Here is a 23,927-nt window from a genome sequence, read left to right as displayed (position 1 = left end):
ACGACCCGGTTTCCACCGCCATCGCACGGCTGGTCCGATTGACCCGCTTCGGCGAGTCCCGGGGGCTTTTTCCATTACGTGTTCGTCGGCAGGTCGTTCGAGTCGACGGGGGTGGCGGGCGCGGGCAGCCCGGCCGCCGGGGCCGGGCGCGGCGGGGCCGGGGACGCCGGGGGCGGGCCCGGGAACGGCTTGCCCGGCACCCCCGGACGGCGCTGCCAGGGGCGGGGGCCGGCGGGCGGGCGGTAGGCGACGCCGAGGGCGTCCAGGCGGCGGTAGTGGGCGGTCATACGGCGCTCGAAGTCCGCGAAGTCCCGTTCGGCGGGCGGGGGCAGCGGGCTCCAGGCGGCCTCCGCGAACGCGGCGAGCCGGGGGAAGACCTGGTAGTCCACGCGTCCGGCGTCCTCCATCGCCTCGGTCCACACGTTGGCCTGGGCACCGAGGACACGGCTCGTCTCGGCCGGAGTGAGTCCGGGCGGAACGGGGTCGAAGCGGTAGACGTCCTCCAGGGTGCGCACGTAGCCGATCGGCACCGGCTCGTCGGCGCCGGGCGCCTGGCGGTGGTCGAGGTAGACCTGCTGCTCGGGGCACATCACCACGTCGTGCCCGGCTTGTACGGCCTCCGCCCCGGCCGCGAGACCGCGCCAGCAGGAGACGACCGCGCCGTCCGGTACGGGACCGTCCAGGATCTCGTCCCACCCGCCGAGCACCCGGCCCCGCGCGGCGAGCCATGCCCCGAAGTGGCCGGTGAACCAGGAGCGCAGCGCCTCCACGTCGGCGAGCCCCAGTTCCTCGACCCGGGCCCGCGCCACGGCCGACGCCCGCCACTGGTCCACCGGGCACTCGTCGCCCCCCAGGTGCACGATCGGCGAGGGGAACAGTTCCAGCACCTCTTCCAGCACGCCCTCGTAGAAACGCAGTACGGCTTCGGTGGGCGCGAGGACGTGCGGCGAGATCCCCCAGTCGTCCCGGACGGTGAGCGCGGCGGTGTCGACGGCGTCGGTGTTGCCGAGTTCCGGATACGCGGCGATGGCCGCCTGGGAGTGACCGGGAAGATCGATTTCGGGGACGACGGTGATATGCCGTTCGGCGGCGTAGGAGACGATCTCCCGGATGTCGTCCTGGGTGTAGTGACCGCCGTGCGGTTTGTGTTCCCACAGGGGTGAGGCACGGTGGCCGAATTTGGTCCGGGCCCGCCAGGAGCCGGTCTCCGTGAGCCCCGGATGACGGCGGATCTCGATACGCCAGCCCTGATCATCCGTCAGATGCAGGTGCAGCACGTTGAGTTTGTGCGCGGCGAGCAGATCGAGCAGGCGCAGTACGCCTTCCTTGGGCATGAAGTGCCGGGCCACGTCGAGCAGCAGTCCGCGCCAGGCGAAGCGTGGGGTGTCCTCGATCCGCACGGACGGGAGACGCCAGGTGCGGCCGGGGAGCGGGGCGCGGCGGAAGGCGTCGGGGCCGAGCAGCTGCCGCAGCGTCTGGGCGCCCCGGAACAGCCCGGCGGGGCCGCCGCCGCGCAGGTCGGCGGTGGTGGGGGTGACGGTGAGCCGATAGCCCTCGGGGCCGAGGCAGGCGGTGACGGCGGCATCGACGGTGAGCCGTACGGTGTCCGTCCGGTCCGCGCCGGCCGGGGGCAGGGCGAGGCCGGTGGCGGCGCCGAGGGCCGACCTCAGCCAGCGTTCGGTGCCGCTCGCGCCTGCTCCGGCGGCGATGCCGGTGGATTCAGTGAGGGTGAATCCACCGGGACCGTTCTCCGTCGTGGCGACGGGCGCGGGAATCACATCCGTCACTTCCGCCCACCCCTTGTCTCGCGTCACAGGGAGGACGGTGCCCAGGGGCGGGGCGAAACACTCGGGGAGCGAGGGAACGCCTCGGCGGGAAATCGCGGAAACACGCGGTCCGACGATCTTGCGAACGTGCGCGCGAAACCAGCGGGGCAGGGGTGAATGACGTTCACGCGGGGCGGGCGTGAAACGACGGTGTGCGGCGAGTGGAGCGTGAACCGGGTTCACACGTAATACGCCTGAAACACGTCGCGCGGCACCCCAGCCGCGCTTCCGGGGAACACGAAGGCCCCCGGGGAAACGCGTCCACGCGCGTGCCGGGAGCCTCGTGAGATCGGGACGGGAGGGGGCCCTTACTTCTTTACTTCTTGTCGCCGCCCTTGTCGTCGCCGCCGCTGCTCATGGATTCGTAGATCTCTTTGCACATGGGGCAGACGGGGTACTTCTTCGGGTCACGGCCGGGCACCCACACCTTGCCGCACAGCGCCACGACGGGCGTGCCGTCGAGCGCGCTCGCCATGATCTTGTCCTTCTGGACGTAATGGGCGAAGCGCTCATGGTCGCCGTCGCCGTGGGAGACCTGCGGCGTCGGCTCGACGAGGGTTCCCGTACCAGTCCCGCGCTCGGGCTCGAGAGTGCTCATACCGCCAAGGGTACTGAAGCCGGGCCGCTTCAGTTGAGCGACGGGTCGTCCGGATAGGTGGCCACCATCGCCAGTTCGTTGCGCTGCCGGCGCAGCACCTCGCGCCACAGCTTCTCGGGCGCCGGGGAGGAGATGTCGCCCGGCTCCGACTCCACCACGTACCAGGCGCCCTGGGCCACTTCGTCCTCCAGTTGACCCGGGCCCCAGCCGGCGTACCCGGCGAAGATCCGCAGCGAGCCCAGCGCGGACGCGAGCAGCTCCGGCGGGGTCTCCAGGTCCACCAGTCCGATCGCCCGGTGCACCCGCCGCCATCCGAGCGGTGCCGTGTCCCCGCCGTCGCCGCCCGGGATCACGGCGACCCCGAGCGCGGAGTCCAGCGAGACGGGCCCTCCCTGGAAGACCACCCCGGGCTCCCCCGCGAGCGTCTCCCACCCCGCCAGGATGTCCCCCACCCCCACGGGTGTGGGCCGGTTCAGCACAACCCCCAGCGACCCCTCCTCGTCGTGGTCGAGGAGCAGCACCACCGCACGATCGAAATTCGGATCCGCCAGGGCAGGCGTGGCCACGAGCAACCGCCCCGTGAGCGAGGACACCTCGGTCATGCCAGCCATGATCCCGCATCTCACCGCGCCGTGGGGAGCGAGCGGGGGTGAACTTGGGGCGGGTACGGGTGGACACGTGGCGCGGCGACCGGGGTGCCGGGAGGGGCGCGACCGCTTGCGGGCCGGCGACGGACGGCGGAACGCGGCGCGGACGGGCCCACGCGGCCCCGGCGGCGACAGACCCGCTCCGGCCACCGCCCCTCGTCCGACCCCGGACGGACGGCCCCGCCCCCGAACCCGGCCACCGGGCCACCGGGCCACCGGGCCACCGGGCCACCGGGCCACCGGGCCACCGGGCCACCGGGCCACTCTCTCCTCGTCGGCCCCCGGCGTCCACCCCGCCCCACCAGCGCGGTAACCCCCCGTACTCGCCAGGAAACCGTTCGTGTTGTGACACGGCGATAGCGGGATCGGGCTTACGGGTGGGGGGTGATCGGCGTTTACCCTGTCTCTCCGGCCCCTGCGCAAAGTGATCGGCCGACCCCTGCCCGACACTCATCGGAACGCGAGATACATGACCGTCAACGACGATGTCCTGCTTGTCCACGGCGGAACCCCGCTGGAGGGCGAGATCCGTGTCCGCGGTGCGAAGAACCTCGTGCCGAAGGCCATGGTCGCCGCCCTGCTGGGCAGCGAGCCGAGCCGCCTGCGCAACGTCCCGGACATCCGTGACGTACGGGTCGTCCGCGGCCTGCTCCAGTTGCACGGCGTGACGGTCCGCCCGGGCGACGAGCCCGGCGAACTGGTGCTCGACCCGACCTACGTCGAGAGCGCGAACGTCGCCGACATCGACGCCCACGCCGGTTCCAGCCGCATCCCGATCCTCTTCTGCGGCCCCCTGCTGCACCGCCTCGGCCACGCCTTCATCCCGGGCCTGGGCGGCTGCGACATCGGCGGCCGGCCGATCGACTTCCACTTCGACGTGCTCCGCCAGTTCGGCGCGACCATCGAGAAGCGCGCGGACGGCCAGTACCTGGAGGCCCCGCAGCGCCTGCGCGGTACGAAGATCGACCTGCCGTACCCCTCCGTGGGCGCCACCGAGCAGGTCCTGCTGACGGCCGTGCTGGCCGAGGGCGTCACCGAGCTGTCCAACGCGGCCGTCGAGCCCGAGATCGAGGACCTCATCTGCGTACTGCAGAAGATGGGCGCGATCATCGCGATGGACACCGACCGCACCATCCGCATCACCGGTGTGGACAAGCTCGGCGGCTACACCCACCGCGCCCTGCCGGACCGCCTGGAGGCCGCGTCCTGGGCCTCGGCGGCCCTCGCGACCCACGGCAACATCTACGTGCGCGGCGCCCAGCAGCGCTCGATGATGACGTTCCTGAACACCTACCGCAAGGTCGGCGGCGCCTTCGAGATCGACGACGAGGGCATCCGCTTCTGGCACCCGGGCGGTCAGCTCAAGTCCATCGCGCTGGAGACGGACGTCCACCCCGGTTTCCAGACCGACTGGCAGCAGCCGCTGGTGGTGGCGCTGACCCAGGCCACCGGCCTGTCGATCATCCACGAGACGGTCTACGAGTCCCGCCTCGGCTTCACTTCCGCGCTCAACCAGATGGGCGCGCACATCCAGCTCTACCGCGAGTGCCTGGGCGGCTCGGACTGCCGCTTCGGCGCGCGCAACTTCCTGCACTCGGCGGTCGTCTCGGGACCGACCAAGCTGCAGGGCGCCGACCTGGTCATCCCCGACCTGCGCGGCGGCTTCTCGTACCTGATCGCGGCACTGGCCGCCGAGGGCACGTCCCGTGTCCACGGCATCGACCTGATCAACCGCGGCTACGAGAACTTCATGGACAAGCTCGTGGAACTCGGCGCCAAGGTCGAACTCCCCGGCAAGGCCCTGAGCTGACGGTTCCCCACACGCAGAACGGGCGGCCCCCCTGGTGACAGGGGGGCCGCCCATTTTGACCACGACCACGGGAACGTGCCCCGTGAGGGGCGCGGGGAACTGCGCGACCAGCCACCGGCGGCTCGCAGGTCGCGACGGCGCTCAGTTGCCCGGTGTCCCCAGCGGAACGCTTACTTGCCCTTGGCGGCTTCCTTGAGCTTCGAGCCCGCCGAGACCTTCACGCTGAAGCCGGCCGGGATGTTGATGGGCTCACCGGTCTGCGGGTTGCGCGCGGTACGAGCGGCACGGTGGGTGCGCTCGAAGGTCAGGAAGCCGGGGATGGTGACCTTCTCGTCGCCCTTGGAGACGATGTCGCCGACGACCTCGGCGAACGCGGCCAGCACGGCGTCGGCGTCCTTGCGGGTCACCTCGGCGCGGTCGGCCAGCGCGGCCACCAGCTCACTGCGGTTCATGTTGTTACTCCCGTGTTCTTCTTGCCATTGAGGCGTGAGGTGAGATCGATGCCGATGCGCTCGCGCCCAGGGACGCATCCTGCCCCTACCTGCGGCGGGAAAGCCAATCCGGCACCCGCAGGAGTCATGAGAGCACCCTGGGGAGTCGCACGGACGCGCCTGCCCGGCCGTCACCCTAGAGGGCGCCGGGCAAAGGACTTCCCACGACTCGCCGTGCGGGGGCCGTGTCGATCATCACAACCCCCGCACCCTACGGTACCTGCGGCTACGACGCGGAGGGCGACGCCGCTCCGGCGGCCTTGGCCGCCTCGCGCACGGCTCCGGCGACCGCGCCCGCGACCTTGTCGTTGAAGACGCTGGGCACGATGTAGTTGGGGTTCAGCTCGTCCTCGGTGACGACGTTCGCCAGCGCCTGCGCGGCGGCGAGCATCATCTCCGTGTTGACGGTGCGGGACTGCGCGTCCAGGAGACCGCGGAAGACACCCGGGAAGACCAGCACGTTGTTGATCTGGTTCGGGAAGTCCGAGCGGCCGGTGGCGACGACGGCGGCCGTCTGGCGGGCGACGGCGGGGTCCACCTCGGGGTCGGGGTTCGCGAGCGCGAACACGATCGCGCCGTCCGCCATGGCGGCCACGTCGTCGCCGTCCAGGACGTTCGGGGCGGAGACGCCGATGAAGACGTCCGCGCCGCGCACGGCCTCCTTCAGGGTGCCGGTCAGGCCCTCGGGGTTGGTGTTGTCCGCGATCCAGCGCAGCGCGGAGCCGGCCGGGGCGTCCACCAGGTCCTCGCGGCCCGCGTGGACGACACCGTTGATGTCGGCGACGACCGCGTTCTTCACCCCGGCGGCGAGCAGGAGCTTGAGGATGGCCGTACCGGCCGCGCCCGCGCCGGACATGACGACCCGGATGTTCTCCATGGAGCGGCCGGTGACGCGCAGCGCGTTGGTGAGCGCGGCGAGGACGACGATGGCGGTGCCGTGCTGGTCGTCGTGGAAGACGGGGATGTCCAGGGCCTCGCGCAGCCGGGCCTCGATCTCGAAGCAGCGGGGCGCGGAGATGTCCTCCAGGTTGATGCCCGCGAAGCCGGGGGCGATGGCCTTGACGATCTCGACGATGGCGTCGGTGTCCTGGGTGTCCAGGCAGATCGGCCAGGCGTCGATGCCCGCGAAGCGCTTGAACAGCGCGGCCTTGCCCTCCATGACCGGCAGCGCGGCCTTGGGGCCGATGTTGCCGAGGCCGAGCACCGCGGAGCCGTCCGTCACGACCGCAACCGAGTTGCGCTTGATGGTGAGGCGGCGGGCGTCCTCGGGGTTCTGCGCGATGGCCATGCAGACGCGGGCCACACCGGGCGTGTAGACCATGGAGAGGTCGTCACGGTTGCGGATGGGGTGCTTGGACTGCATCTCGATCTTGCCGCCGAGGTGCATCAGGAACGTACGGTCCGAGACCTTGCCGAGGGTGACGCCCTCGATGGTGCGGAGCTGCTCGACGATCTGCTCGGCGTGCGCGGTGGAGCTGGCGGCGATGGTGACGTCGATCCGGAGCTTCTCGTGCCCGGAGGCGGTGACGTCGAGGCCGGTGACCGAGCCTCCGGAGGACTCCACGGCGGTGGTGAGCTGCGATACGGCCGTTCCGCTCGCGGGCACCTCCAACCGGATGGTCATCGAGTAGGAGACGCTGGGCGCCGTTGCCATGGCCGACTTCCTCTGCTTTCACCGTGTCGCGTGTTGTGCCGTCCGATCGTCGCACCTACCGACGGGTACGTGGTAGTCGCCCCCGGTTGCGGACATTGTGTTCTCCAAGACGAGAGGCCCACGTCACAGGGACGTGGGCCTCTCGCTCACACTCATGACACCGACCCGCCATGCTCGCCTCGCGGCAAGTGGTCGCTCGTAGCGACGAAGGTTGGGCCCGGGGGCTTGGATCGAGCCGGTGTCACGACAAGGCTAACAAACAGGTGCCGGAGGGCATTCCCGTGTGCGCGCGGCTCGCCGGATTCAGCCGCGCGGCGGGTCGGAGCCGACCGCGCGGATCAGTCGCGCAGCAGGTCCGGCACCCCGGCCGCGTCCGGCACGTCCCGCTCGCCGGAGACCACGGTGAGCTGCTGGGTGGCGCGGGTGAGCGCGACGTAGAGCACGCGCAGACCCGCCGGGGACTCGTCCGCGATCTCGGCCGGGGAGACGACGACCGTCGCGTCGTACTCCAGGCCCTTGGCCTCCAGGCTGCCGAGGGCCACCACGCGGTCGCCGAGCCCGGCCAGCCAGCGGCGGGCCTCCTCGCGGCGGTTCATGGCGACGACGACGCCGACCGTGCCGTCGACCAGCCCGAGGAGGCGGATCGCCTCCTCGCGGACGGTGGCGCCGAGGGACTCGTCCACGACGCGGAAGCGGGGTTCGACGCCGGTGGAGCGTACGGCGGAGGGCGGCTCGGCGCCGGGCATGGCGAGGGCGAGGACCTTGGAGGCCAGCTCGGCGATCTCGGAGGGGTTGCGGTAGTTGACGGTCAGCTCGAAGCGGCGGCGGGGGCGGGAGCCGAGGGCCTCGTCGCGGGCCTCGGCCGCCTCGTCGGGGTCGGACCAGGACGACTGGGCGGGGTCGCCGACGACCGTCCAGGTGGCGTGCCGGCCGCGGCGGCCGACCATGCGCCACTGCATGGGGGTGAGGTCCTGGGCCTCGTCCACGATGACGTGGGCGTACTCGGTGCGCTCCTGGGCGAGCCGCTCGGCCCGCTCGCGCTGGGTCTCCTCGCGCACCGGCATCAGCTCCTCCAGGCCGGTGAGGTGGGCCAGCGGGTCCATGTCGCGCTTCTTGCGGGGGCGGGCGGGCACGCCGAGGATCGCCTGGAGCTCGTCCAGGAGGGCGACGTCGTGCACGGAGTACCCGTCGCGCTTGAGCGAGCGGGCGACCTTGCGGACCTCGCCGGGGTTGAACACGCGGCGCGAGAAGCGGCCCAGGCGCTTTTCGTCGGCCATGGCGGTGAGGACGCCCTTGGGGGTCAGCTCGGGCCACCAGGCGTCCAGGAAGGCGAGGAAGGAGTCCTCGCTGGTCACGTCGTCGTCGAAGGAGGCGCGCAGTTCGGCGGCCAGCTCGGGGTCGGTGTGCCGTCCCGCGGCGCCGGACCTGGCCCACAGGGCGTCCAGGAGCAGTTTGCGGGCGCGCGGGCGGAGCAGGTTGACCGGCGCGGTGCCGCTGAGGGCGGTACGGCGGACGTGCTCCAGTTCCCCGGCCTCCAGTTCGAGGCGGCGGCCGAAGGCGACCACGCGGAGCCGGTCGGGCGGGGTGCTGCCGGGGGTGCCGAGTTCGAGGGCGCCGCGCGCGGCCTTCCGGAGGACCTTGAGCATCCGGTACGAGCCCTTGGCGCGGGCCACGGCCGGGGTGTCGTGGAGGGTGGCCTCGACGCCGTCGACCAGGGAGCCGAGCGCGCGGATGGCGACCTGGCCCTCCTCGCCGAGCGAGGGCAGCACGCCCTCGGTGTAGGCCACGAGCAGCGGGGTGGGCGAGACGATCAGGATGCCGCCCGCGTAGCGTCTGCGGTCCTGGTAGAGCAGATAGGCCGCGCGGTGCAGGGCGACGGCGGTCTTGCCGGTGCCGGGGCCGCCCTCGACGTAGGTGACGGAGTTGGCGGGGGCGCGGATGACCAGGTCCTGTTCGGCCTGGATGGAGGAGACGATGTCCCGCATGGTGTGCCCGCGCGCCTGACCGAGGGCGGCCATCAGGGCGCCGTCGCCGATGACCGCCAGCTCGTGGCCGTCCAGGTTCGCCTTCAGCTCGGGGCGCATGAGGTCGTCCTCGACGCCGAGGACGCGGCGCTGGCGGGAGCGGATGACCCGGCGGCGCACGACCCGGCCGGGGTCGACCGGCGTGGAGCGGTAGAAGGGGGCGGCGGCGGGCGCGCGCCAGTCGATGACGAGCGGGGAGTAGTCCTCGTCGAGCACGCCGATGCGCCCGATGTGCAGGGTCTCGGCGATGTCGGCGGTGTGGTCGTCGCGGACCGCGCCCTCGGCGGGCTCGACGGCGGTGTAGGCGCCGTCGGGGCCCTTCTTGCCGTCCTTGCCGCGGAGCAGGTCGATCCGGCCGAACAGGAAGTCCTCGAACTCGTTGTTCAGCCGGTTCAGATGGATGCCGGCCCGGAAGACCTGCGCGTCCCGTTCGGCCAGCGCGCCGGGTGTGCCCACCTGGCCGCGCTGGGCCGCGTCGTGCATGAGGAACTCGGCCTCGTGGATCTTCTCCTCGAGCCGCCGGTACACCCGGTCCAGGTGTTCCTGTTCGACGCTGATCTCTCGGTCACGCGCGGAATCCTGTGCGTCGTGTACCGAGCCGACCGCGGACTGCTGAACCTGAGCGGCCACCGGGCCCCCTTCTGACGTGCTGGGCAGCCGTCAACCGTACGCGAAGAGGGCCCGTCAGGGCTACGTGGCAGCTCGGTTACGCCTTCACCTGGACCAGTTCCTTGCCGTCCAGGGTGGACACCACGAAGTGGTCGATGTCGCCGGGCTTGAGCGCGGTGCCGCCGCCGATGTACAGCGGATTGCGGGCCTGCTCGGTCTTGGCGTCCGGGTTGCCGTACCCCCATTTGCCGACGGTCCAGGTGCCGAGCGTCTGGCGCTCGCCGTTGGTGCCGACGGCGATCAGGGAGCAGGTGAGCGGACCCTTGACGCCCTTGAGCTCCATCACCGTGTCCGTGCCCCAGTCCTTGCCCGCCATCGCGATGGTGGCGGAGACGCCGGTGCCGGAGTCGGTGCCGGAGACCTTGTGCGACAACTGGGCGAAGTGGTCCTTGGCGGTCGCCGCGAGCGGGGTCGCGGTCTGGGTGGTGCCCGAGTTCGACACGGCCATGACGCCGACGGGCGCCGCCACGATGAGCGCCGCCGCGGCCGCGATCATGTAGAAGCTCTTGCGCCGCTTGCGGGCGCGGCGCTCGGCGACCTCGTCGACCATGCGCTCGACCAGGCGCGGGCTCGGCCGGGCGGACAGCGACTCCCCGATGGCGGGGGTGCTGCCGGTGCCGGGCAGGTCCGCGAGCGCGGCCAGCATCGGCTCCATCCCGGCGAGTTCGTCCAGTTGCTGAGCGCACCACTCGCAGCCCGCGAGGTGGGTCTCGAAAGCCGTCGCCTCGGTGTCGTCCAGGATTCCGAGGGCGTAGGCGCCGACGGTCTCGTGCTCGTTCGGCACCGGAGATCCCTGCATGGGGCCAGACATACCCGTACCGCTCGCTCCGAATCCCCCGTACACACTCATCACGCCGTCACCCCCCGCTCCTCCAGCGCCAGCTTCATCGACCGCAGGGCATAGAAGACCCGGGAGCGGACCGTACCGCTGGGTATCCCCAGGGTCTGGGCCGCCTCGTTGACGGTACGCCCCTTGAAGTAGGTCTCGACGAGGACCTCCCGGTGGGCCGGGGTCAGGTCGTCGAGCGCGTCCGTCAGCGTCATCAGCCACAGCGCCTTGTCGATCTCGTCCTCCGCGGGGATGACCTCCAGCGGCGACGGATCGACCTCCTGCGGCCGGGCCTGCCGGCTGCGGTGGCCGTCGATGACGATGCGCCGGGCGACCGTCACCAGCCAGGGGCGTACCGAACCGGTCGCCCGATTGAGCTGACCGGCGTTCTTCCAGGCACGGATGAGTGTTTCCTGCACCACGTCCTCGGCTCGTTGCCGGTCTCCGGCGACCAGTCTGAGGACATACGCAAGGAGGGGTCCGGCGTGCTCGCGGTACAGAGCACGCATCAGCTCCTCATCGGGTTCCGAGGGCTGCGAGGACATGCGATGTCGGGCCCTCGATCCACTTTCATTGGCCACGGCCGCATCCTTGCGCACGCCCACCTCCGGTGTCCGGGGCTTCTCCCCGTCGGTCGCTCGCCCACACGTACGCGGCACAGGACAGGAATGTTCAAGGGGAGTTGGCGGTTTTCCCGGGGGTGACGTGACGAGCGGGACATGCGCACACATTCTCCCCGCTCGTTCTTTACATTTCCGACACGTCGTCAAGGCCGGTCGGGCTGCCCGTGCTTGGCCAGAGGCAAACGCCGTGTAACGGAACTCACAGGGACGCGAGTTCGGGAGCGTCCCGGCACAACTCCCTTACCGGACACTCAGGATCGGGCGAGCGCGGCGCGCCTGCGGTGCCGGGCGACGCGTTCGCGGTTGCCGCAGGTCTCGCTGGAGCACCAGCGGCGGCGCCGGCCGCGGGAGGTGTCCAGGTAGACGATCGGGCAGTCGTCCCCGGCGCACTCGCGCACGGCCGCGCGGGCCACCGGGTCGGTGAGCAGCTCCACCGCGTCCCGCGCGACGACGGCGAGCAGCGCCGCGCACCCGGGCGCCCCGGCCAACGCGCGGGTGAGGGCGCCGTTCTCCCCGGGCACCGCGCGGGGTGCCGGAGGCGCGGCTGCGGCCAGCTCGTTGAGGCGGGCGAGGGCGCGGTCGTACGGACGGGGGTCGCAACCGCCGTCTTCGCGTATCAACGTCCCTATATGGGAGCGCAGTTCGCGGAAGCGGGGCGGCCAGCCGGGGTCGGCGTGGCCGAGCGGGGTGCCGGGCGGGACGAGCCCGGCACCCGTGATCCAGGCGCACAACGGCGCTACGGCGTCGAGGTGTTCACCAGGGTGCGCGGTCGCCAGGAGGTCCAGGCAGCATCGCCCGGCGTCGAAGCGCAGTTCGTACGGGGCCGTGGCCGTATCCCGTGCCATGTGACCGTCACCGCCTGGGCAGGAACCGTTGCGTCGCTGCCTCTCACAGTGCCTCTCCTGACGCCCGGCCGGAACCCCTCGTACCGGTCTTCGCGGACCGCCCGCGCGCCTCGCCCCCGTGCCGTACCCGCCCGTCGGGCCACAGCCGTGGGCGTCTCCTGGCCGCCAGGTCCTCCACCCAGCCGAAGGCCAGGACGCACAGGGCGACCAGGACCCAGGTGACCCCCAGCTCCGGCCAGGAGCTCTCCAGGAGCCAGGTGAAGTGCAGTTCCAGCGTCTCGAAGCGCCAGAGCTGGTCCCACAGGGTGGAGGCGATCAGGATGCAGATGTTGTGCCACAGATAGATCGTCACCGCGCGGGAGTTGAGCAGGGTGATCAACCGGTCGAAGGGGCGCAGCAGACGCGGCCAGACCGGCCAGGACGGGCTCAGGTGCAGCAGGAGCAGCACGGTGGCGAAGGACCACAGGGCCTGCGCGAACGGGATGTCGTCGAGGTCGTGGCCCTGCCGGAAGCCGTGGCCGAGCGCGTACCAGAGGCCCACGGCGGCGATGGCCGGGGCGACGGAGGGGACCACGTAGCGCGGGATGCGGCGCAGCACGCCCTGCTGGTGGGCCATGCCGAGGACCCAGCAGGCGCCGAAGGTGCTGAAGTCGGTGAGGGCGGAGGGGAAGCGGTCGCCGGGGAGGGCGGGGTGCCCGAACTCCAGGACGGCGGCGAGCGCGACCGGCATGAGGATCGTCGCCCAGGGCAGCCCGCGCAGCGCGCGCAGCAGCAGCGGCGAGAGCAGGACGAACCAGAGGTAGGCGCGCAGGTACCAGAGGGGTCCGGCGAGTTCGCCGCCCCAGTCGGGGCCGAGCACGCCGTGCACCCCGCGCAGTCCGTCGGCGTACGGCGGGTCGCTCAGCGGCAGGATCCAGTACCCGAGGTGCAGCCACCACCAGCCGGGGTGACCGTCGGCGTCCGGGCGCCAGCCCTGGAGCACCATGCCGGTCACACCGATGGCGCCGAGCAGCCACAGCGGCGGCAGCAGACGGCGGAGCCTGCCGCGGACGACGTCGAGCGGCGGCCGCTTGAGCGAGCGGGCCATGAGGCTGCCCGCGAGGGCGAACATCACGCCCATGGAGGGGAAGACGACGGGCAGCCAGGACCAGCCCATCAGGTGGTAGAAGACGACCCGGAACAGGGCGACGGCCCGGAGCAGGTCGAAGTAGCGGTCGCGGACGGGCTTTCGGGGCGCGGCCGCGCCGGTTAAGGCGGCGGGCGGCGCGGGCGCGACCTCCGCGACGGCGGTGTCGGCCGGTGGCGTGGCCGGTCCCGGCACCGGCGGAGCGGCCGGCTCCGGGCGGCGGGCGTGCCGGGCCGGGCCCTGGGGGCTGGTCGTCATCGGGCCGCCCTCCCGTCGGCCGTGGCGAGGGCGTCCGGCCTCGGGAGGCCGACGCCGCCCTTGCGGCGCAGCTTCTGCCAGCGCAGCCGGCCGCCGGTCAGGGCGGTGATCCAGGACTGGAGCAGGACGACGTACATGAGCTGGCGGTAGAGGATCTGCTGGAGCGGAAGTGAGATCAACGGAGTGAGCCGTTCCCGGTCGAGGAAGAAGGCGTACGCCGCGCAGGCCGCCTGGATGGCGAGGATCGCGAACCAGGACCCGATCGTGCGTCCCGTCGGGCCGAAGACCAGGCCGTAGACGAGGAAGATGTCGATCAGCGGGGCGAGGAGCGGGGCGAGCACCATGAACAGGGACACCAACGGCAGTCCGATCCGGCCGAACCGGCCGGAGGGGCCGCGTTCCACGACGGCGCGGCGGTGTTTCCAGATGGCCTGCATGGTGCCGTAGGACCAGCGGTAGCGCTGGGACCACAACTGCTGGACGGATTCGGGAGCCTCGGTCCAGGCGCGCGCCTTCTCGGCGTAGACCACGCGCCAGCCGTCGCGGTGCAGCGCCATGGTGACGTCGGTGTCCTCGGCGAGGGTGTCGTCGCTCATGCCGCCGACCCGTTCCAGGGCGGAGCGGCGGAAGGCGCCGACGGCGCCGGGGATGGTCGGCATACAGCGCAGCACGTCGTACATCCGGCGGTCGAGGTTGAAGCCCATCACGTACTCGATGTGCTGCCAGGCCCCGATGAGGGTGTCCTTGTTGCCGACCTTGGCGTTGCCCGCGACGGCGCCGACGCGATGGTCGGCGAAGGGCTGGACCAGTTCGCGGACGGTGGAGGGCTCGAAGACCGTGTCGCCGTCCATCATCACGATCAGGTCGTGACTGGCGTTCGCCAGACCTCGGTTGAGGGCGGCGGGCTTGCCCGCGTTGAGCTGGCGCACGACGCGTACGCCGGGCAGCCCGAGCGCCTCGACGATGCGGGCGGTGCCGTCGGTGGAGCCGTCGTCGATGACGATGATCTCCACCGGATGATCGCTCTCGGTGAGCGAACGCACCGTGCTCTCGATGCACTTGGCCTCGTTGTAGGCCGGGACCAGCACCGAGACGGGCCGCGTCACGGGCTCGGGGCCCCAGCGGAAACCCCGGCGGCGGGTACGGCGGGCGTGCGCGGCGGAGAGCAGCAGCATCAGCCCGAACCGCCCGATGACCAGCACGCCGACGACCGCGAGGCCCGCCACCAGCACGTCGGTCGTACTGTCGGCCGCCTTGATCAGCACGATCCAGGCCCGGCCCTTCCACAGCGCCGCCCCGGCGACCGGGGTGTCCGCGCTCGGCGCGTCCAGGGCCTCGGTGAGGGTCTGGAACCGGTAGCCCCTGGCCTGGAGTTCGGGCAGGTAGCGGTCGAGGGCCGCGACGGTCTCGCTGCGGTCGCCGCCGGAGTCGTGCATCAGGACGACCGCGCCCTTGCCGCCCTCGGGGGTGGCTCCGCGCACGATCGCGTCGACGCCGGGCTTGCGCCAGTCCTCGCTGTCGCGGTCGTTGAGGACGGTGAGATAGCCCCGGCTGCCGACGTACTTCGTCACCGGCCAGGACCGGTCGTCCATGGCGGAGGCGAAGGAGGAGTACGGCGGCCGGAACAGCGAGCTGCGGATGCCGGCCGCCCCGGCGAGGGCCAGCTGCCCCTGGGACAGCTCCCAGTCGGCGCGGCTCCTGGAGTGGTAGGAGAGGTCGGGGTGGTTGAAGGTGTGCAGCCCGACCTCGTGGCCCTCGTCCACCATGCGTTTGACCAGCTCCGGGTAGCGCGAGGTCATCGTGCCGGTGACGAAGAAGGTCGCGTGGGCGTGGTGCTTCTTGAGGATGTCGAGGACCTTCGGCGTCCAGGTCGGGTCGGGGCCGTCGTCGAAGGTGAGGACGAGCCGGTGTTTCGGCACGCGGAGGCTGTCGGTGCCGCCGCCCCGGGTGTCGATGACCGGCCCGCCGTCGAGGATCTTCCGGGGCACCTGGTCGGTCGGTGCCTCGGGGCGCACGCGGAAGTCGGCGAGGATCTCGTTGTGCACGTAGCCGTGCAGGACGAGCATCGCCAGGGTCGCGAGCAGCAGCAGGAACGACAGCGCGTAGCGCAGCGGGAAGCGGCGGCGCTCGGCGCGGGCCTTGCGATCGGTGCGGGTGCGGGTCGAGTGGTCGGTACGGCGGCGGGAGCGCGAGGACATCAGAGGGTGGTTCCCGCGGTCCGGGGGCCGAGGGCGGCGGCCGGGGCGGCCGGGCCGTGCGGCTCGGGTCCGCCGCCGCCCGCCGGGGAGCCGCTGGGCGCCGGGCTCGGGGAGCCGGCCGGGGCGGAGGAGGTCGGGGAGGAGCCGGTCGTGGGCGAGCCGGTGGGCGTGGGTTTCCCGGGCGGGCTGGAGACCCGGGGCGTGCCGGACGCCCGCGGGGTCGGGCTGGTGCTCGGCGAGGCGGGCGGCCCGCTGGTCCCGGCGGCCGGGGCGGACGGCGCGCCCGAGGCGCCGGGCACGGCGGAGACCGCGGTGGGCAGGGGCTCGGCGGGACCGGTCGCTCCCCCGGCGTCCGCCGCCGTCGGCGCGGTGGACACGGTGGGCACGGGCGAGGTGTGCACCCGCCCGGCCGGCTTGTCCTCGTTGTCCGGCACCGGCAGCCAGGGCGCGTCCGAGCTGCCGGACAGCAGGGTCGCGACGATGACGACGGCGTACCCCGCGCAGGCGACGGCCACCGCGAACCCGATCCGCCGGACGGTACGCCCGCGACGGCCGGACTCGTCCACGAAGACGGGCCCGTCCGGGCGGGCCTCCGCCTCCGCCCTCACGGAGTCGAGCTGGACGGTGACCTCGTGCGGATCGTGCGCGGGGTCGGCCCCCCTGCCGGTCTCCGCCGCCTCGGGCGCGGTGGGCGTGGCGGCGGCGCGGGCGTCCCAGGGATCACGGGGCGCGGCGGTCCGTGCGGTGTCCCGTACGACGGGCCAGCCGGCGGCCGCTCCGCTCGCCCGCGCGGCGGGCCGGGACGCGCCCGCCCGCCGGGGCAGCACGGCGGTCCGCTCGACGGCGGAGGCGGTGCGCTCGGTGGCGGACGCGGCGGGCAGGACGGCGGTGCGGTCCTCGGCGCCCGGGGCCTGCGGCAGGACGGCGGTGCGGTCGGCGTCCCGCGTCGTCGGCAGGACGGCCGTCCGCTCGGCGTCGGGGGCCGGCGTGCGCCGGAAGTCGGAGGCGGCGCGCGCGTTGCGCGGGCGCGGGACGACGGCCGTCTCGTCGGCGCCGGTCGGGGCGGCCCGTCCGCCCCGGGGTATCGCGGAGCCCGTGCCGCTCACGGTGGCGGTGCCGCTCCGGGTGAGCGCACCGCCTCGTACGGCGGGCCATCCGCCCCGGCCGGGCTCGGCGCTCCCCCGGCGGAGCGTGCCGGTCTCGGCGACCGTTCCGCTCTCGGGGAACGACTGCGTCCCGCTGCCCTCTGTCACCGGCGGCTCCGGAGTCGCGGATGCGACATCGGGCCATTCCGGTTGGGCGTCTTCTCGCCACTGTTTCACGCGTGCACATCCCCCACGGAACCGTTCGGGGGGCGCTACGACCCCGAGCATCACGCCACGAACCGGGCCCCCACCAGGTCCGTGCGCCCCCTTTATCACACTGTGCTCGGGCCCCGAATGTAGCGCATGTGAAGGTTTCGGGGTCATGATGCGTCACATATGGCCGTTCATCACATCTTCATCGGTGGCCGGAATCCATCCCTCGGCGGGCCTCTCCAGCCAGCCCTCGGCGCGCGAGATCTCGGCGGCGGCCGTGCGGAGCGCGTCCAGTCCGGGATGGACCAGGCCCTTCCGCCACACCAGCGAGACGGGCGAAAGCGGGACAGGATCGACAAGCGGTCGCAGCACGGCGCCCGGCATGGCCGAAAAATCCACCACCGAAAGGACAGGAACACGCGTTCTGGTCATGACCCGGGCGAATTCCTCGCGTCCCACAGCCATCGGAACGGGTGAAGCCGGAAGGATGCCGTATCGCTCGAAAAGCTGACGCGCGAGGCCGGTCCACTCCCGGGTGCCCGGATTGCCCGCGCCGGCGTACACCGTCGCACCCACCAGCGCGCGCACCGGCACCTCCTCCAGCGCGGCCAGCGGGTGGTCCTCGGGCAGGAAGACGGCCATCGGCTCGTAGCGCACGGGCTGCTGGGCCAGGCGGGCACGCAGGGCCGGGGCGAGTCCCGCGAAGCGCCCGAAGGAGGCGTCGAGCCGCCCGGCGAGCAGGTCGTCGGCCGCCTTGGTGAGCCCGCTCTCGTACCGCGCCGTCAGCTCCTGGGCAGGGGCCAGCTCCCGGGCCCGCACGAGCACCCGGCGCGTGGTGCCCAGCCCCTCGGAGTTGAGGTCGACGAGCAGCGGGCGCACCTGCCCGAACGCGGCGAGCAGCTCCTCCTGCGCGTCGAGCACCCGGCGGGCCAGCGGAAGCAGCCGTTCGCCGTCGGCGGTGAGCGTCACCTGCCGGGTCGTCCGGACGAACAGCTCGGTCCCCAACTCCCGCTCCAGCCGCCGCACATCACGGCTCAGCGCCTGCTGCGCGACATAGAGCCGGGTGGCGGCGCGGGTGAAGTGCAGCTCCTCGGCGACGGCGAGGAAGGCGCGGAGCAGACGAGGGTCTACGGAGGCGAAGGATGCGGACACGATCGCGAACTTACAACGAGGGTGCGTGAATCGGGCCGGAGAAAGGTGTTGGACGCGGACCGGGGCGCCGGGCGAACGTGCATGTCATGCCCCAACTGACCCGTTACCGGAGCCTCTTCGGCATCCCCGGAACCGCTGCCTTCACCCTCGGCAATCTCGTCGCACGGCTGCCGATGGGAATGTTCAGCGTGAGCGCGGTCGTGACGATCGCGGGGGCGCGGGGCTCGTACGCGCTGGCCGGAGCCGTCACCGCGGCCGGCCTCGCGGCGACGGCTCTGGCCGGTCCCTGGACGGCGCGGCTGACCGACCGCCTCGGACAGGCGCGGGTCGCCGTGCCCGCGACGCTCACGTCGGTGGCCGGCAGCCTGGCCCTGCTGCTGTGCGTGCACTTCGGCGCCCCCGCCTGGACCCTGTTCGCCGCCTACGCCGCGACCGCCGCCACCCCCAACATCGGCGGTCTCTCCCGCGCCCGCTGGGCCCATCTCCTGCGCGACGACCCCGCCGCCCTGCACACCGCGAACTCCTTCGAGCAGGCAGCCGACGAGCTGTGCTTCATGCTGGGCCCGGTCCTGGCGTCCTTCCTGACCGGCACGCTCTTCCCGGAGGCTGGCACGCTCATCGGCGCGGGGCTGCTGCTGACCGGCATGATCCTGTTCACCTCCCAGCGTGCGACGGAACCCCCGCCGAGCCCCCGCTCCACGGCCCCGTCCCCCTTCCGCACCCGGGGTGTCCCGCCCCTGCTCGCGACCTTCGCGGCCACGGGTGCGATCTTCGGCTCCCTGGAGGTCGTGACGCTCGCCTACGCCGACGCGCACGGCCACCGCGCGGCGGCGGGCGCGGTCCTGGCCCTCCAGGCGGCGGGCTCCTGCGCGGCGGGCCTGCTCTACGGCTCCCTGAAGCCCGCCGGCTCCCCCGCCCGGCTCCTGCCCTGGTGTCTGCTGGCCATGACGGCCCTGATGACCCTCCCCTGGCTCACCACCGCCGCCCTCGGCGCCCTTGCGCCCCTGGCAGCGGCTCTCCTCCTGGCGGGCATGGCGACGGCCCCCACCATGGTCACCGCCATGACCCTCCTCCAGACCCACACCCCACCCGACCGCCTCAACGAGGGCATGAGCCTGGCGGTGACCTCCCTGCTGACCGGGATCGCCTGCGGCTCGGCGACCGGCGGCTGGGCGGTGGAGCGCCTGGGCCCGGGCACGGCCTACGCCCTGCCGGCCGGGGCGGCGGCCCTGGCGCTGCTGATCAACACGGCGACACGACTCGGCACGACGGCACGACGCGACACAGCGCTACGACACGGCACGGCGGCATGACGAAGGCCCCGCCGCTCAAGAGCGACGGGGCCTTTGCCCACATGGGGTACGGAAAGCTCGTGAGCTCTCCGATCGTGGAGATGGCGGGAATCGAACCCGCGTCCACCGGTGCGGAAACAGGGCTTCTCCGTGCGCAGTTCGCTTCGATTTTCTCGGCCCCGGAGATCACGCGAACAAGTCTCCGACGGGCTCAGTCACTGTTGGATTTCCCTCTTCACCCCGTGACCGGGATCAAGGTTTAGTCCCCTAGCTGATGCCAGGATCCGGGTCGGGAACAGCCCCGGGCTGACACTTCGCAAGTCGCTACTTAGGCAGCGAGGGCGAAGGAATCGCGCTTGGTGTTGGCGATTATTTTTTTCGGCCTGTGGTTTACGAGATCATGGCCGCTTCCTCGACACGCTTCCCCTGCTTCGACATCCGCTGTCGAAACCGATCATCCCCATGTTGTTTTTTCAAGTGCCTCCGGTGAGGGAGGCCGCGCACCCGCTGTGAGGTGCAGTGCCATCGTAAGGGAACAACGGCGGAGCACGCCAGCGTATTCCCCGCTCAGCCGCGCTGGCGCCGCTTCGCCGCCGCGATGGCGCGGTCGGACTCCCGGCGGTCCTGCTTCTCACGCAGGGTCTGCCGCTTGTCGTACTCCTTCTTGCCCCGCGCGAGCGCGATCTCGGCCTTGGCCCGGCCGTCCTTGAAGTAGATCGCCAGGGGCACGATGGTGTGACCCGTCTCCTGGGACTTGGACTCCAGCTTGTCGATCTCCTCGCGGTGCAGGAGCAGCTTGCGCTTGCGGCGCACGGAGTGGTTCGTCCAGGTGCCCTGGAAGTACTCCGGGATGTGGGCGTTGTGCAGCCAGGCCTCGTTCCCGTCGATCTGGACGAAGCCGTCGGTCAGCGAGGCCCGTCCCTGGCGCAGCGACTTCACCTCGGTGCCGGTCAGGACGATGCCGGCCTCGTAGGTGTCGATGATCGCGTAGTCGTGCCGCGCCTTCTTGTTCTGCGCGACCATCTTGCGCTTGCCGTCCTTGGCCGCCTTCGCGGCTCCCCCGCCCTGCTTGGGCTGGGACTCCTTCGGTACGTACATTCCCTTGCTCATAGTGCCCACATTTTCTCACCGGACAGGGGGTGGGAGGGAAGCGTATTTCGGTGTCCGCGCCCGGGTGTTTACGACGGGTCGCCGAGCCCTGTGAGCACCGTCTCCGCCCGCTCCAGCGCCCCCGCGCCCGCGTCCAGGTCCGGGGTGATGCCCCGGCCGTCGACGGTGTGACCCAGCGGAGTGCGGTAGTGGCCCACGGTCAGCTCGGCCACCGAGCCGTCGGGCAGGTCCGTCGGCATCTGGACCGAGCCCTTACCGAAGGTGCGGGAGCCGATCACGACCGCCCGCCCCCGGTCCTGGAGCGCACCGGTGAGCATCTCGGCCGCGCTCATCGTGCCCCCGTCGACCAGGACGACCAGCGGGCGGACGGTGTCCCCGCCGGAGGCGGCGTGCAGGGCGCGCTGGGCGCCGTCCACGTCGTAGGTGGCGACCAGGCCGCCGTCGAGGAAGGCGGAGGCGGTGGCGACGGCCTCGGTGACCAGGCCGCCGGAGTTCCCGCGCAGGTCGAGCACGATCCCGGCGTCGGCGGGAGCCCGGCGCACGGCGTCGCGCACGGTGTCGGCGGAGCCCTTGGTGAAGGCGGCGACCCGGACGACCCGGACACCGGGGACCGGGCGGGTCACGGTCACGGAATCCGTGGACAGCCGCGCCCGGCGCAGTGTGCGGCTCCAGGTGCGCTCACCGCGCCCGAGCCCGAGCACGACCGGCGTTCCGGCGGCCGCGTCCTCGGCGTCGCCGCGCAGCAACGACACGACCTCGGTGACCGGGAGCCCGTCCACCGCGCGTCCGTCGACGCTGCGCAGCCCGTCGCCCCGGCGGATGCCCGCCCCGGCCGCGGGGGAGCCGGGCCGGACCCGGGTCACCTCGATCCGGCCGTCGCGCCCGCGCCGCGCCCACAGCCCGACGCCGGTGTACTCGCCGTCCAGGGCCTCCTGGAACTCCGCGTACTCGCCCGAGGAGTAGACGGCAGCCCAGCGGTCACCGCTGCGGCTGACGGCCCGTTCGGCGGCCTCCGTCGGGGACTCGCCCGCGGCCATCGCCTCGGCGGCGGCCCGGCGCACGGCCTCGTGACGCGCCGCTCCGGAGGACCTGCTCCCCTGCGCGGCCTCGTTCTCGCGGTCCTGACCGCGCTCCGGCAGCGAGCCGGTCACCGCGCCCGCCGCCAGCACTCCGGCGAAGAACAGAGCCAGCGCCGCCCCGCGGCGGTTGCGGCGGGGCCGGCGGAACAGCTCGCGGCCTGACATGGCGGTGAGTCTAGGACAACGCGAGGGGCCGCACGGGCGGATGCCCGTGCGGCCCCTCGCGGCATGTGTCACACCTTCAGGTACTTGCGCAACGCGAAGAACGCCGCCAGCGCGGGCATCAGCACACTCGTCGCGAGGATCAGCGGCAGCTTGGTCAACACCGCGTCCCAGCCGACGAAGTTGATGAGCGTCAGCTTGGTCGACAGAGCCATGCCGTGGTCGATCGTGAAGTACCGGCCCACCACCAGGAACACACAGGCGAGACCGCCGCCGATGAGCCCGGCGACCGCGGCCTCCATGATGAACGGCGCCTGGATGTAGAACCCGGAGGCGCCGACGAGGCGCATGATGCCGGTCTCCCGGCGGCGGCTGAACGCGGAGACGCGCACGGTGTTGACGATCAGCAGCAGGGCGACGATCAGCATCATCGCCATCACGCCGAGCGCCGCGCGGTTCATCAGGTTGAGCAACTGGAAGAGGTTGTCCAGGATGCCCTTCTGGTCCTGCACGGACTGCACGCCGTCACGCCCGTTGAACGCGGTCGCGATGACCTGGTACTTCTGCGGGTCCTTGAGCTTGATCCGGAAGGACTCCTGCATCTGGTCCGGCGTCAGGGAGCTGGCCAGCGGGGAGTTGCCGAACTGCTCCTTGTAGTGCTTGTACGCCTGGTCCTGCGACTCGTAGGTGACCTTCTGCACGAGCGTGGTCATCTTGCCGAGGTCGGAGCGGATCTGCTTCTTCTGGTCCTCGGTGACCGCGCCCTTGGCGCAGTTGGCGTCCGACTGCGCGTCGCTCTTGTTGCACAGGAAGATCGAGACGTTGACCTTGTCGTACCAGTAGCCCTTCATGGTGCTCACCTGGTCGCTCATCAGCAGCGAGCCGCCGAACAGGGCCAGGGAGAGGGCAACGGAGACGATGACCGCGAAGGTCATGGTCAGATTGCGGCGGAGACCGACTCCGATCTCCGACAGGACGAACTGGGCGCGCATGGCGTCTGGTCGAGCCTTTCGTCGTGAACTTGCTTAGTGCTGGTAGCCGTAGACGCCGCGGGCCTGGTCGCGCACCAGGCGCCCCTTCTCCAGCTCGATGACGCGCTTGCGCATCTGGTCCACGATGTTCTGGTCGTGCGTCGCCATGACCACCGTGGTGCCCGTCCGGTTGATGCGGTCGAGCAGCTTCATGATGCCGACGGAGGTCTGCGGGTCGAGGTTGCCCGTGGGCTCGTCCGCGATCAGCAGCTTGGGCCGGTTGACGAAGGCCCGCGCGATGGCGACGCGCTGCTGCTCACCACCGGACAGCTCGCCCGGCATACGGTCCTCCTTGCCGCCGAGTCCGACGAGGTCGAGGACCTGCGGCACGGATTTGCGGGTCTCGCCCTTGGACTTGCCGATCACCTCCTGGGCGAAGGCCACGTTCTCCGCGACCGTCTTGTTCGGCAGCAGCCGGAAGTCCTGGAAGACCGTCCCGAGCTGGCGCCGCATCTGCGGCACCTTCCAGTTGGACAGCCGGGCGAGGTCCTTGCCCAGGACGTGCACCTGGCCGTGGCTGCACCGCTCCTCGCGCAGCAGCAGCCGCAGGAAGGTGGACTTGCCGGAGCCGGAGGACCCCACGAGGAAGACGAACTCGCCCTTCTCCACTTCCAGGGAGACGTCCCTGAGGGCCGGACGGGTCTGCTTGGGGTAGACCTTGGAGACACTGTCGAATCGGATCACGGATGCACCACGGGTCGCCGGGGGTAGATGAGCGTGACCATACGCGAACCGGCCGTGCCCACGCAGGGCCCCGTCGTGTTGGGCGACACTTGTGCGTTTTTGTACGGGCCGCTGGGCAGGCTTTCCCGGGCGCCCGCGCTCTTTCCGGGGGAACCTGGCAGAGTGGACGGGGAACGTTCTGGTTCCAGAGGACGTTCTACGGGGTGAGGGCCTGCACGAGGAGGGCGAGCGCATGACGTACGACCGGTTGGTGTGCGCGAACTGTGCGGCGCCCGTGAGCGAGGGCCGGTGCCCGGTGTGCCGGGCCAGCCGGGAGCGGCTCCAGCAGCAGAATCTCTTCGCGGGGCTGAACCCGGTGGCGCTGATCGCGCTGCTCGCGGTGCTGATCGCCGCGGTGGCCCTGCTGGCGCACCAGACGGGGCTGTAGCGGGGCGGCCGAGAGGCCGCACAGGACGCCGGAAGGGCCCGGAGCATGTGGATCATGCTCCGGGCCCTTCGCGTCACGTCAAGGGGCTGGTACG

At 71.8% G+C, this 23,927-nt stretch carries 20 protein-coding genes and 1 other RNA gene; 3 read left to right on the top strand and 18 right to left on the bottom strand.

The features are described from left to right. Nucleotides 1-74: 74 nt before the first annotated feature. The 3 genes from ACWEEU_RS13355 to ACWEEU_RS13345 all read right to left on the bottom strand — a co-directional run bounded on the left by ACWEEU_RS13355 (nt 75) and on the right by ACWEEU_RS13345 (nt 3,026). Entirely contained in the window at nt 75-1,787 is a 1,713-nt protein-coding gene (locus tag ACWEEU_RS13355; protein WP_451731697.1) for a beta-N-acetylhexosaminidase, read from the bottom strand. Between the two features lie 355 nt (nt 1,788-2,142). Beyond that, nucleotides 2,143-2,424 (bottom strand): DUF3039 domain-containing protein, encoded by a 282-nt coding sequence (locus tag ACWEEU_RS13350; RefSeq protein WP_018549697.1) that lies wholly within the window; start codon nt 2,422-2,424, stop codon nt 2,143-2,145. Nucleotides 2,425-2,453: 29 nt separating this feature from the next. Further along, on the bottom strand, nt 2,454-3,026 hold the full coding sequence (locus ACWEEU_RS13345; RefSeq protein ID WP_451731694.1) for a YqgE/AlgH family protein: 573 nt from the start codon (nt 3,024-3,026) through the stop codon (nt 2,454-2,456). 514 nt (nt 3,027-3,540) lie between these two features. On the opposite strand from ACWEEU_RS13345, the gene murA reads away from it, so the two are divergent. Further along, complete coding sequence (gene murA, locus ACWEEU_RS13340) at nt 3,541-4,881, top strand: UDP-N-acetylglucosamine 1-carboxyvinyltransferase (protein WP_385745197.1); 1,341 nt, start codon at nt 3,541-3,543, stop codon at nt 4,879-4,881. Between the two features lie 170 nt (nt 4,882-5,051). On the opposite strand, the gene ACWEEU_RS13335 is transcribed toward murA, so the two are convergent. The 10 genes from ACWEEU_RS13335 to ACWEEU_RS13290 form a co-directional block, all read right to left on the bottom strand. After that, nucleotides 5,052-5,333 (bottom strand): HU family DNA-binding protein, encoded by a 282-nt coding sequence (locus tag ACWEEU_RS13335; RefSeq protein ID WP_018549700.1) that lies wholly within the window; start codon nt 5,331-5,333, stop codon nt 5,052-5,054. Nucleotides 5,334-5,598: 265 nt separating this feature from the next. Further along, nucleotides 5,599-7,026 (bottom strand): malic enzyme-like NAD(P)-binding protein, encoded by a 1,428-nt coding sequence (locus ACWEEU_RS13330; protein WP_451731690.1) that lies wholly within the window; start codon nt 7,024-7,026, stop codon nt 5,599-5,601. A gap of 338 nt (nt 7,027-7,364) precedes the next feature. Further along, nucleotides 7,365-9,680 (bottom strand): HelD family protein, encoded by a 2,316-nt coding sequence (locus ACWEEU_RS13325; RefSeq protein ID WP_385749716.1) that lies wholly within the window; start codon nt 9,678-9,680, stop codon nt 7,365-7,367. 76 nt (nt 9,681-9,756) lie between these two features. Next, nucleotides 9,757-10,530: an anti-sigma factor family protein gene (locus ACWEEU_RS13320; RefSeq protein ID WP_385749717.1), complete on the bottom strand. Its 774-nt coding sequence runs from the start codon at nt 10,528-10,530 to the stop codon at nt 9,757-9,759. A 38-nt stretch (nt 10,531-10,568) separates the two neighbouring features. Then, nucleotides 10,569-11,153 carry a sigma-70 family RNA polymerase sigma factor gene (locus tag ACWEEU_RS13315; protein ID WP_026249241.1) on the bottom strand — a complete coding sequence of 195 codons (585 nt, stop codon included), beginning with the start codon at nt 11,151-11,153 and terminating at the stop codon, nt 10,569-10,571. Between the two features lie 269 nt (nt 11,154-11,422). Continuing rightward, nucleotides 11,423-12,016, bottom strand: a complete 594-nt coding sequence (locus ACWEEU_RS13310) for a CGNR zinc finger domain-containing protein (RefSeq protein ID WP_385749720.1) — start codon at nt 12,014-12,016, stop codon at nt 11,423-11,425. Nucleotides 12,017-12,059: 43 nt separating this feature from the next. Beyond that, nucleotides 12,060-13,400 (bottom strand): acyltransferase family protein, encoded by a 1,341-nt coding sequence (locus ACWEEU_RS13305; RefSeq protein WP_451731685.1) that lies wholly within the window; start codon nt 13,398-13,400, stop codon nt 12,060-12,062. Then, nucleotides 13,397-15,598: a glycosyltransferase gene (locus ACWEEU_RS13300; protein ID WP_451731682.1), complete on the bottom strand. Its 2,202-nt coding sequence runs from the start codon at nt 15,596-15,598 to the stop codon at nt 13,397-13,399. Before ACWEEU_RS13300 ends, ACWEEU_RS13305 begins: the two co-directional genes overlap by 4 nt. Next, entirely contained in the window at nt 15,598-16,851 is a 1,254-nt protein-coding gene (locus ACWEEU_RS13295) for a hypothetical protein (RefSeq protein WP_451731679.1), read from the bottom strand. Before ACWEEU_RS13295 ends, ACWEEU_RS13300 begins: the two co-directional genes overlap by 1 nt. A 222-nt stretch (nt 16,852-17,073) precedes the next feature. Then, entirely contained in the window at nt 17,074-18,048 is a 975-nt protein-coding gene (locus tag ACWEEU_RS13290) for a LysR family transcriptional regulator (RefSeq protein WP_451731677.1), read from the bottom strand. 86 nt (nt 18,049-18,134) lie between these two features. Here ACWEEU_RS13290 and ACWEEU_RS13285 point away from each other — a divergent pair, with 86 nt between their 5' ends. Next, nucleotides 18,135-19,361, top strand: a complete 1,227-nt coding sequence (locus ACWEEU_RS13285; protein ID WP_451731674.1) for an MFS transporter — start codon at nt 18,135-18,137, stop codon at nt 19,359-19,361. A gap of 72 nt (nt 19,362-19,433) precedes the next feature. Here ACWEEU_RS13285 and ssrA read toward each other — a convergent pair. The 5 genes from ssrA to ftsE all read right to left on the bottom strand — a co-directional run bounded on the left by ssrA (nt 19,434) and on the right by ftsE (nt 23,406). Next, nucleotides 19,434-19,802: a transfer-messenger RNA gene (gene ssrA / locus ACWEEU_RS13280) on the bottom strand. Between the two features lie 105 nt (nt 19,803-19,907). Next, nucleotides 19,908-20,450: an SsrA-binding protein SmpB gene (gene smpB, locus ACWEEU_RS13275; RefSeq protein ID WP_356102208.1), complete on the bottom strand. Its 543-nt coding sequence runs from the start codon at nt 20,448-20,450 to the stop codon at nt 19,908-19,910. Nucleotides 20,451-20,518: 68 nt separating this feature from the next. Continuing rightward, on the bottom strand, nt 20,519-21,694 hold the full coding sequence (locus tag ACWEEU_RS13270) for a S41 family peptidase (protein ID WP_451731671.1): 1,176 nt from the start codon (nt 21,692-21,694) through the stop codon (nt 20,519-20,521). Between the two features lie 68 nt (nt 21,695-21,762). Beyond that, complete coding sequence (gene ftsX / locus ACWEEU_RS13265) at nt 21,763-22,683, bottom strand: permease-like cell division protein FtsX (protein WP_385751391.1); 921 nt, start codon at nt 22,681-22,683, stop codon at nt 21,763-21,765. Nucleotides 22,684-22,716: 33 nt separating this feature from the next. Continuing rightward, nucleotides 22,717-23,406, bottom strand: coding sequence for a cell division ATP-binding protein FtsE (gene ftsE / locus ACWEEU_RS13260; protein WP_199588375.1), 690 nt, complete (start codon nt 23,404-23,406; stop codon nt 22,717-22,719). 232 nt (nt 23,407-23,638) lie between these two features. Between ftsE and ACWEEU_RS13255 the strand changes: the two genes are divergently transcribed. Beyond that, a complete protein-coding gene (locus ACWEEU_RS13255; RefSeq protein ID WP_356102204.1) occupies nt 23,639-23,833 on the top strand; it encodes a hypothetical protein in 195 nt (64 codons plus the stop codon). Nucleotides 23,834-23,927 lie beyond the last annotated feature (94 nt).

The sequence above is a fragment of the Streptomyces sp. NPDC005004 genome, from assembly GCF_053600675.1.
The sequence above is the reverse complement of the archived record's forward strand: the minus strand, read 5'-3'. Positions and strand labels throughout refer to the sequence as shown.

Bases quoted from the DNA above. Each gene is read 5' to 3' on its own strand.
- ACWEEU_RS13350 (WP_018549697.1), bottom strand. From the start codon at position 2,424: ATGAGCACTCTCGAGCCCGAGCGCGGGACTGGTACGGGAACCCTCGTC.
- ACWEEU_RS13345 (WP_451731694.1), bottom strand. From the start codon at position 3,026: ATGACCGAGGTGTCCTCGCTCACGGGGCGGTTGCTCGTGGCCACGCCT.
- murA (WP_385745197.1), top strand. From the start codon at position 3,541: ATGACCGTCAACGACGATGTCCTGCTTGTCCACGGCGGAACCCCGCTG.
- ACWEEU_RS13335 (WP_018549700.1), bottom strand. From the start codon at position 5,333: ATGAACCGCAGTGAGCTGGTGGCCGCGCTGGCCGACCGCGCCGAGGTG.
- ACWEEU_RS13330 (WP_451731690.1), bottom strand. From the start codon at position 7,026: ATGGCAACGGCGCCCAGCGTCTCCTACTCGATGACCATCCGGTTGGAG.
- ACWEEU_RS13320 (WP_385749717.1), bottom strand. From the start codon at position 10,530: ATGTCTGGCCCCATGCAGGGATCTCCGGTGCCGAACGAGCACGAGACC.
- ACWEEU_RS13310 (WP_385749720.1), bottom strand. From the start codon at position 12,016: ATGGCACGGGATACGGCCACGGCCCCGTACGAACTGCGCTTCGACGCC.
- ACWEEU_RS13305 (WP_451731685.1), bottom strand. From the start codon at position 13,400: ATGACGACCAGCCCCCAGGGCCCGGCCCGGCACGCCCGCCGCCCGGAG.
- ACWEEU_RS13300 (WP_451731682.1), bottom strand. From the start codon at position 15,598: ATGTCCTCGCGCTCCCGCCGCCGTACCGACCACTCGACCCGCACCCGC.
- ACWEEU_RS13285 (WP_451731674.1), top strand. From the start codon at position 18,135: ATGCCCCAACTGACCCGTTACCGGAGCCTCTTCGGCATCCCCGGAACC.
- smpB (WP_356102208.1), bottom strand. From the start codon at position 20,450: ATGAGCAAGGGAATGTACGTACCGAAGGAGTCCCAGCCCAAGCAGGGC.
- ACWEEU_RS13270 (WP_451731671.1), bottom strand. From the start codon at position 21,694: ATGTCAGGCCGCGAGCTGTTCCGCCGGCCCCGCCGCAACCGCCGCGGG.
- ftsX (WP_385751391.1), bottom strand. From the start codon at position 22,683: ATGCGCGCCCAGTTCGTCCTGTCGGAGATCGGAGTCGGTCTCCGCCGC.
- ACWEEU_RS13255 (WP_356102204.1), top strand. From the start codon at position 23,639: ATGACGTACGACCGGTTGGTGTGCGCGAACTGTGCGGCGCCCGTGAGC.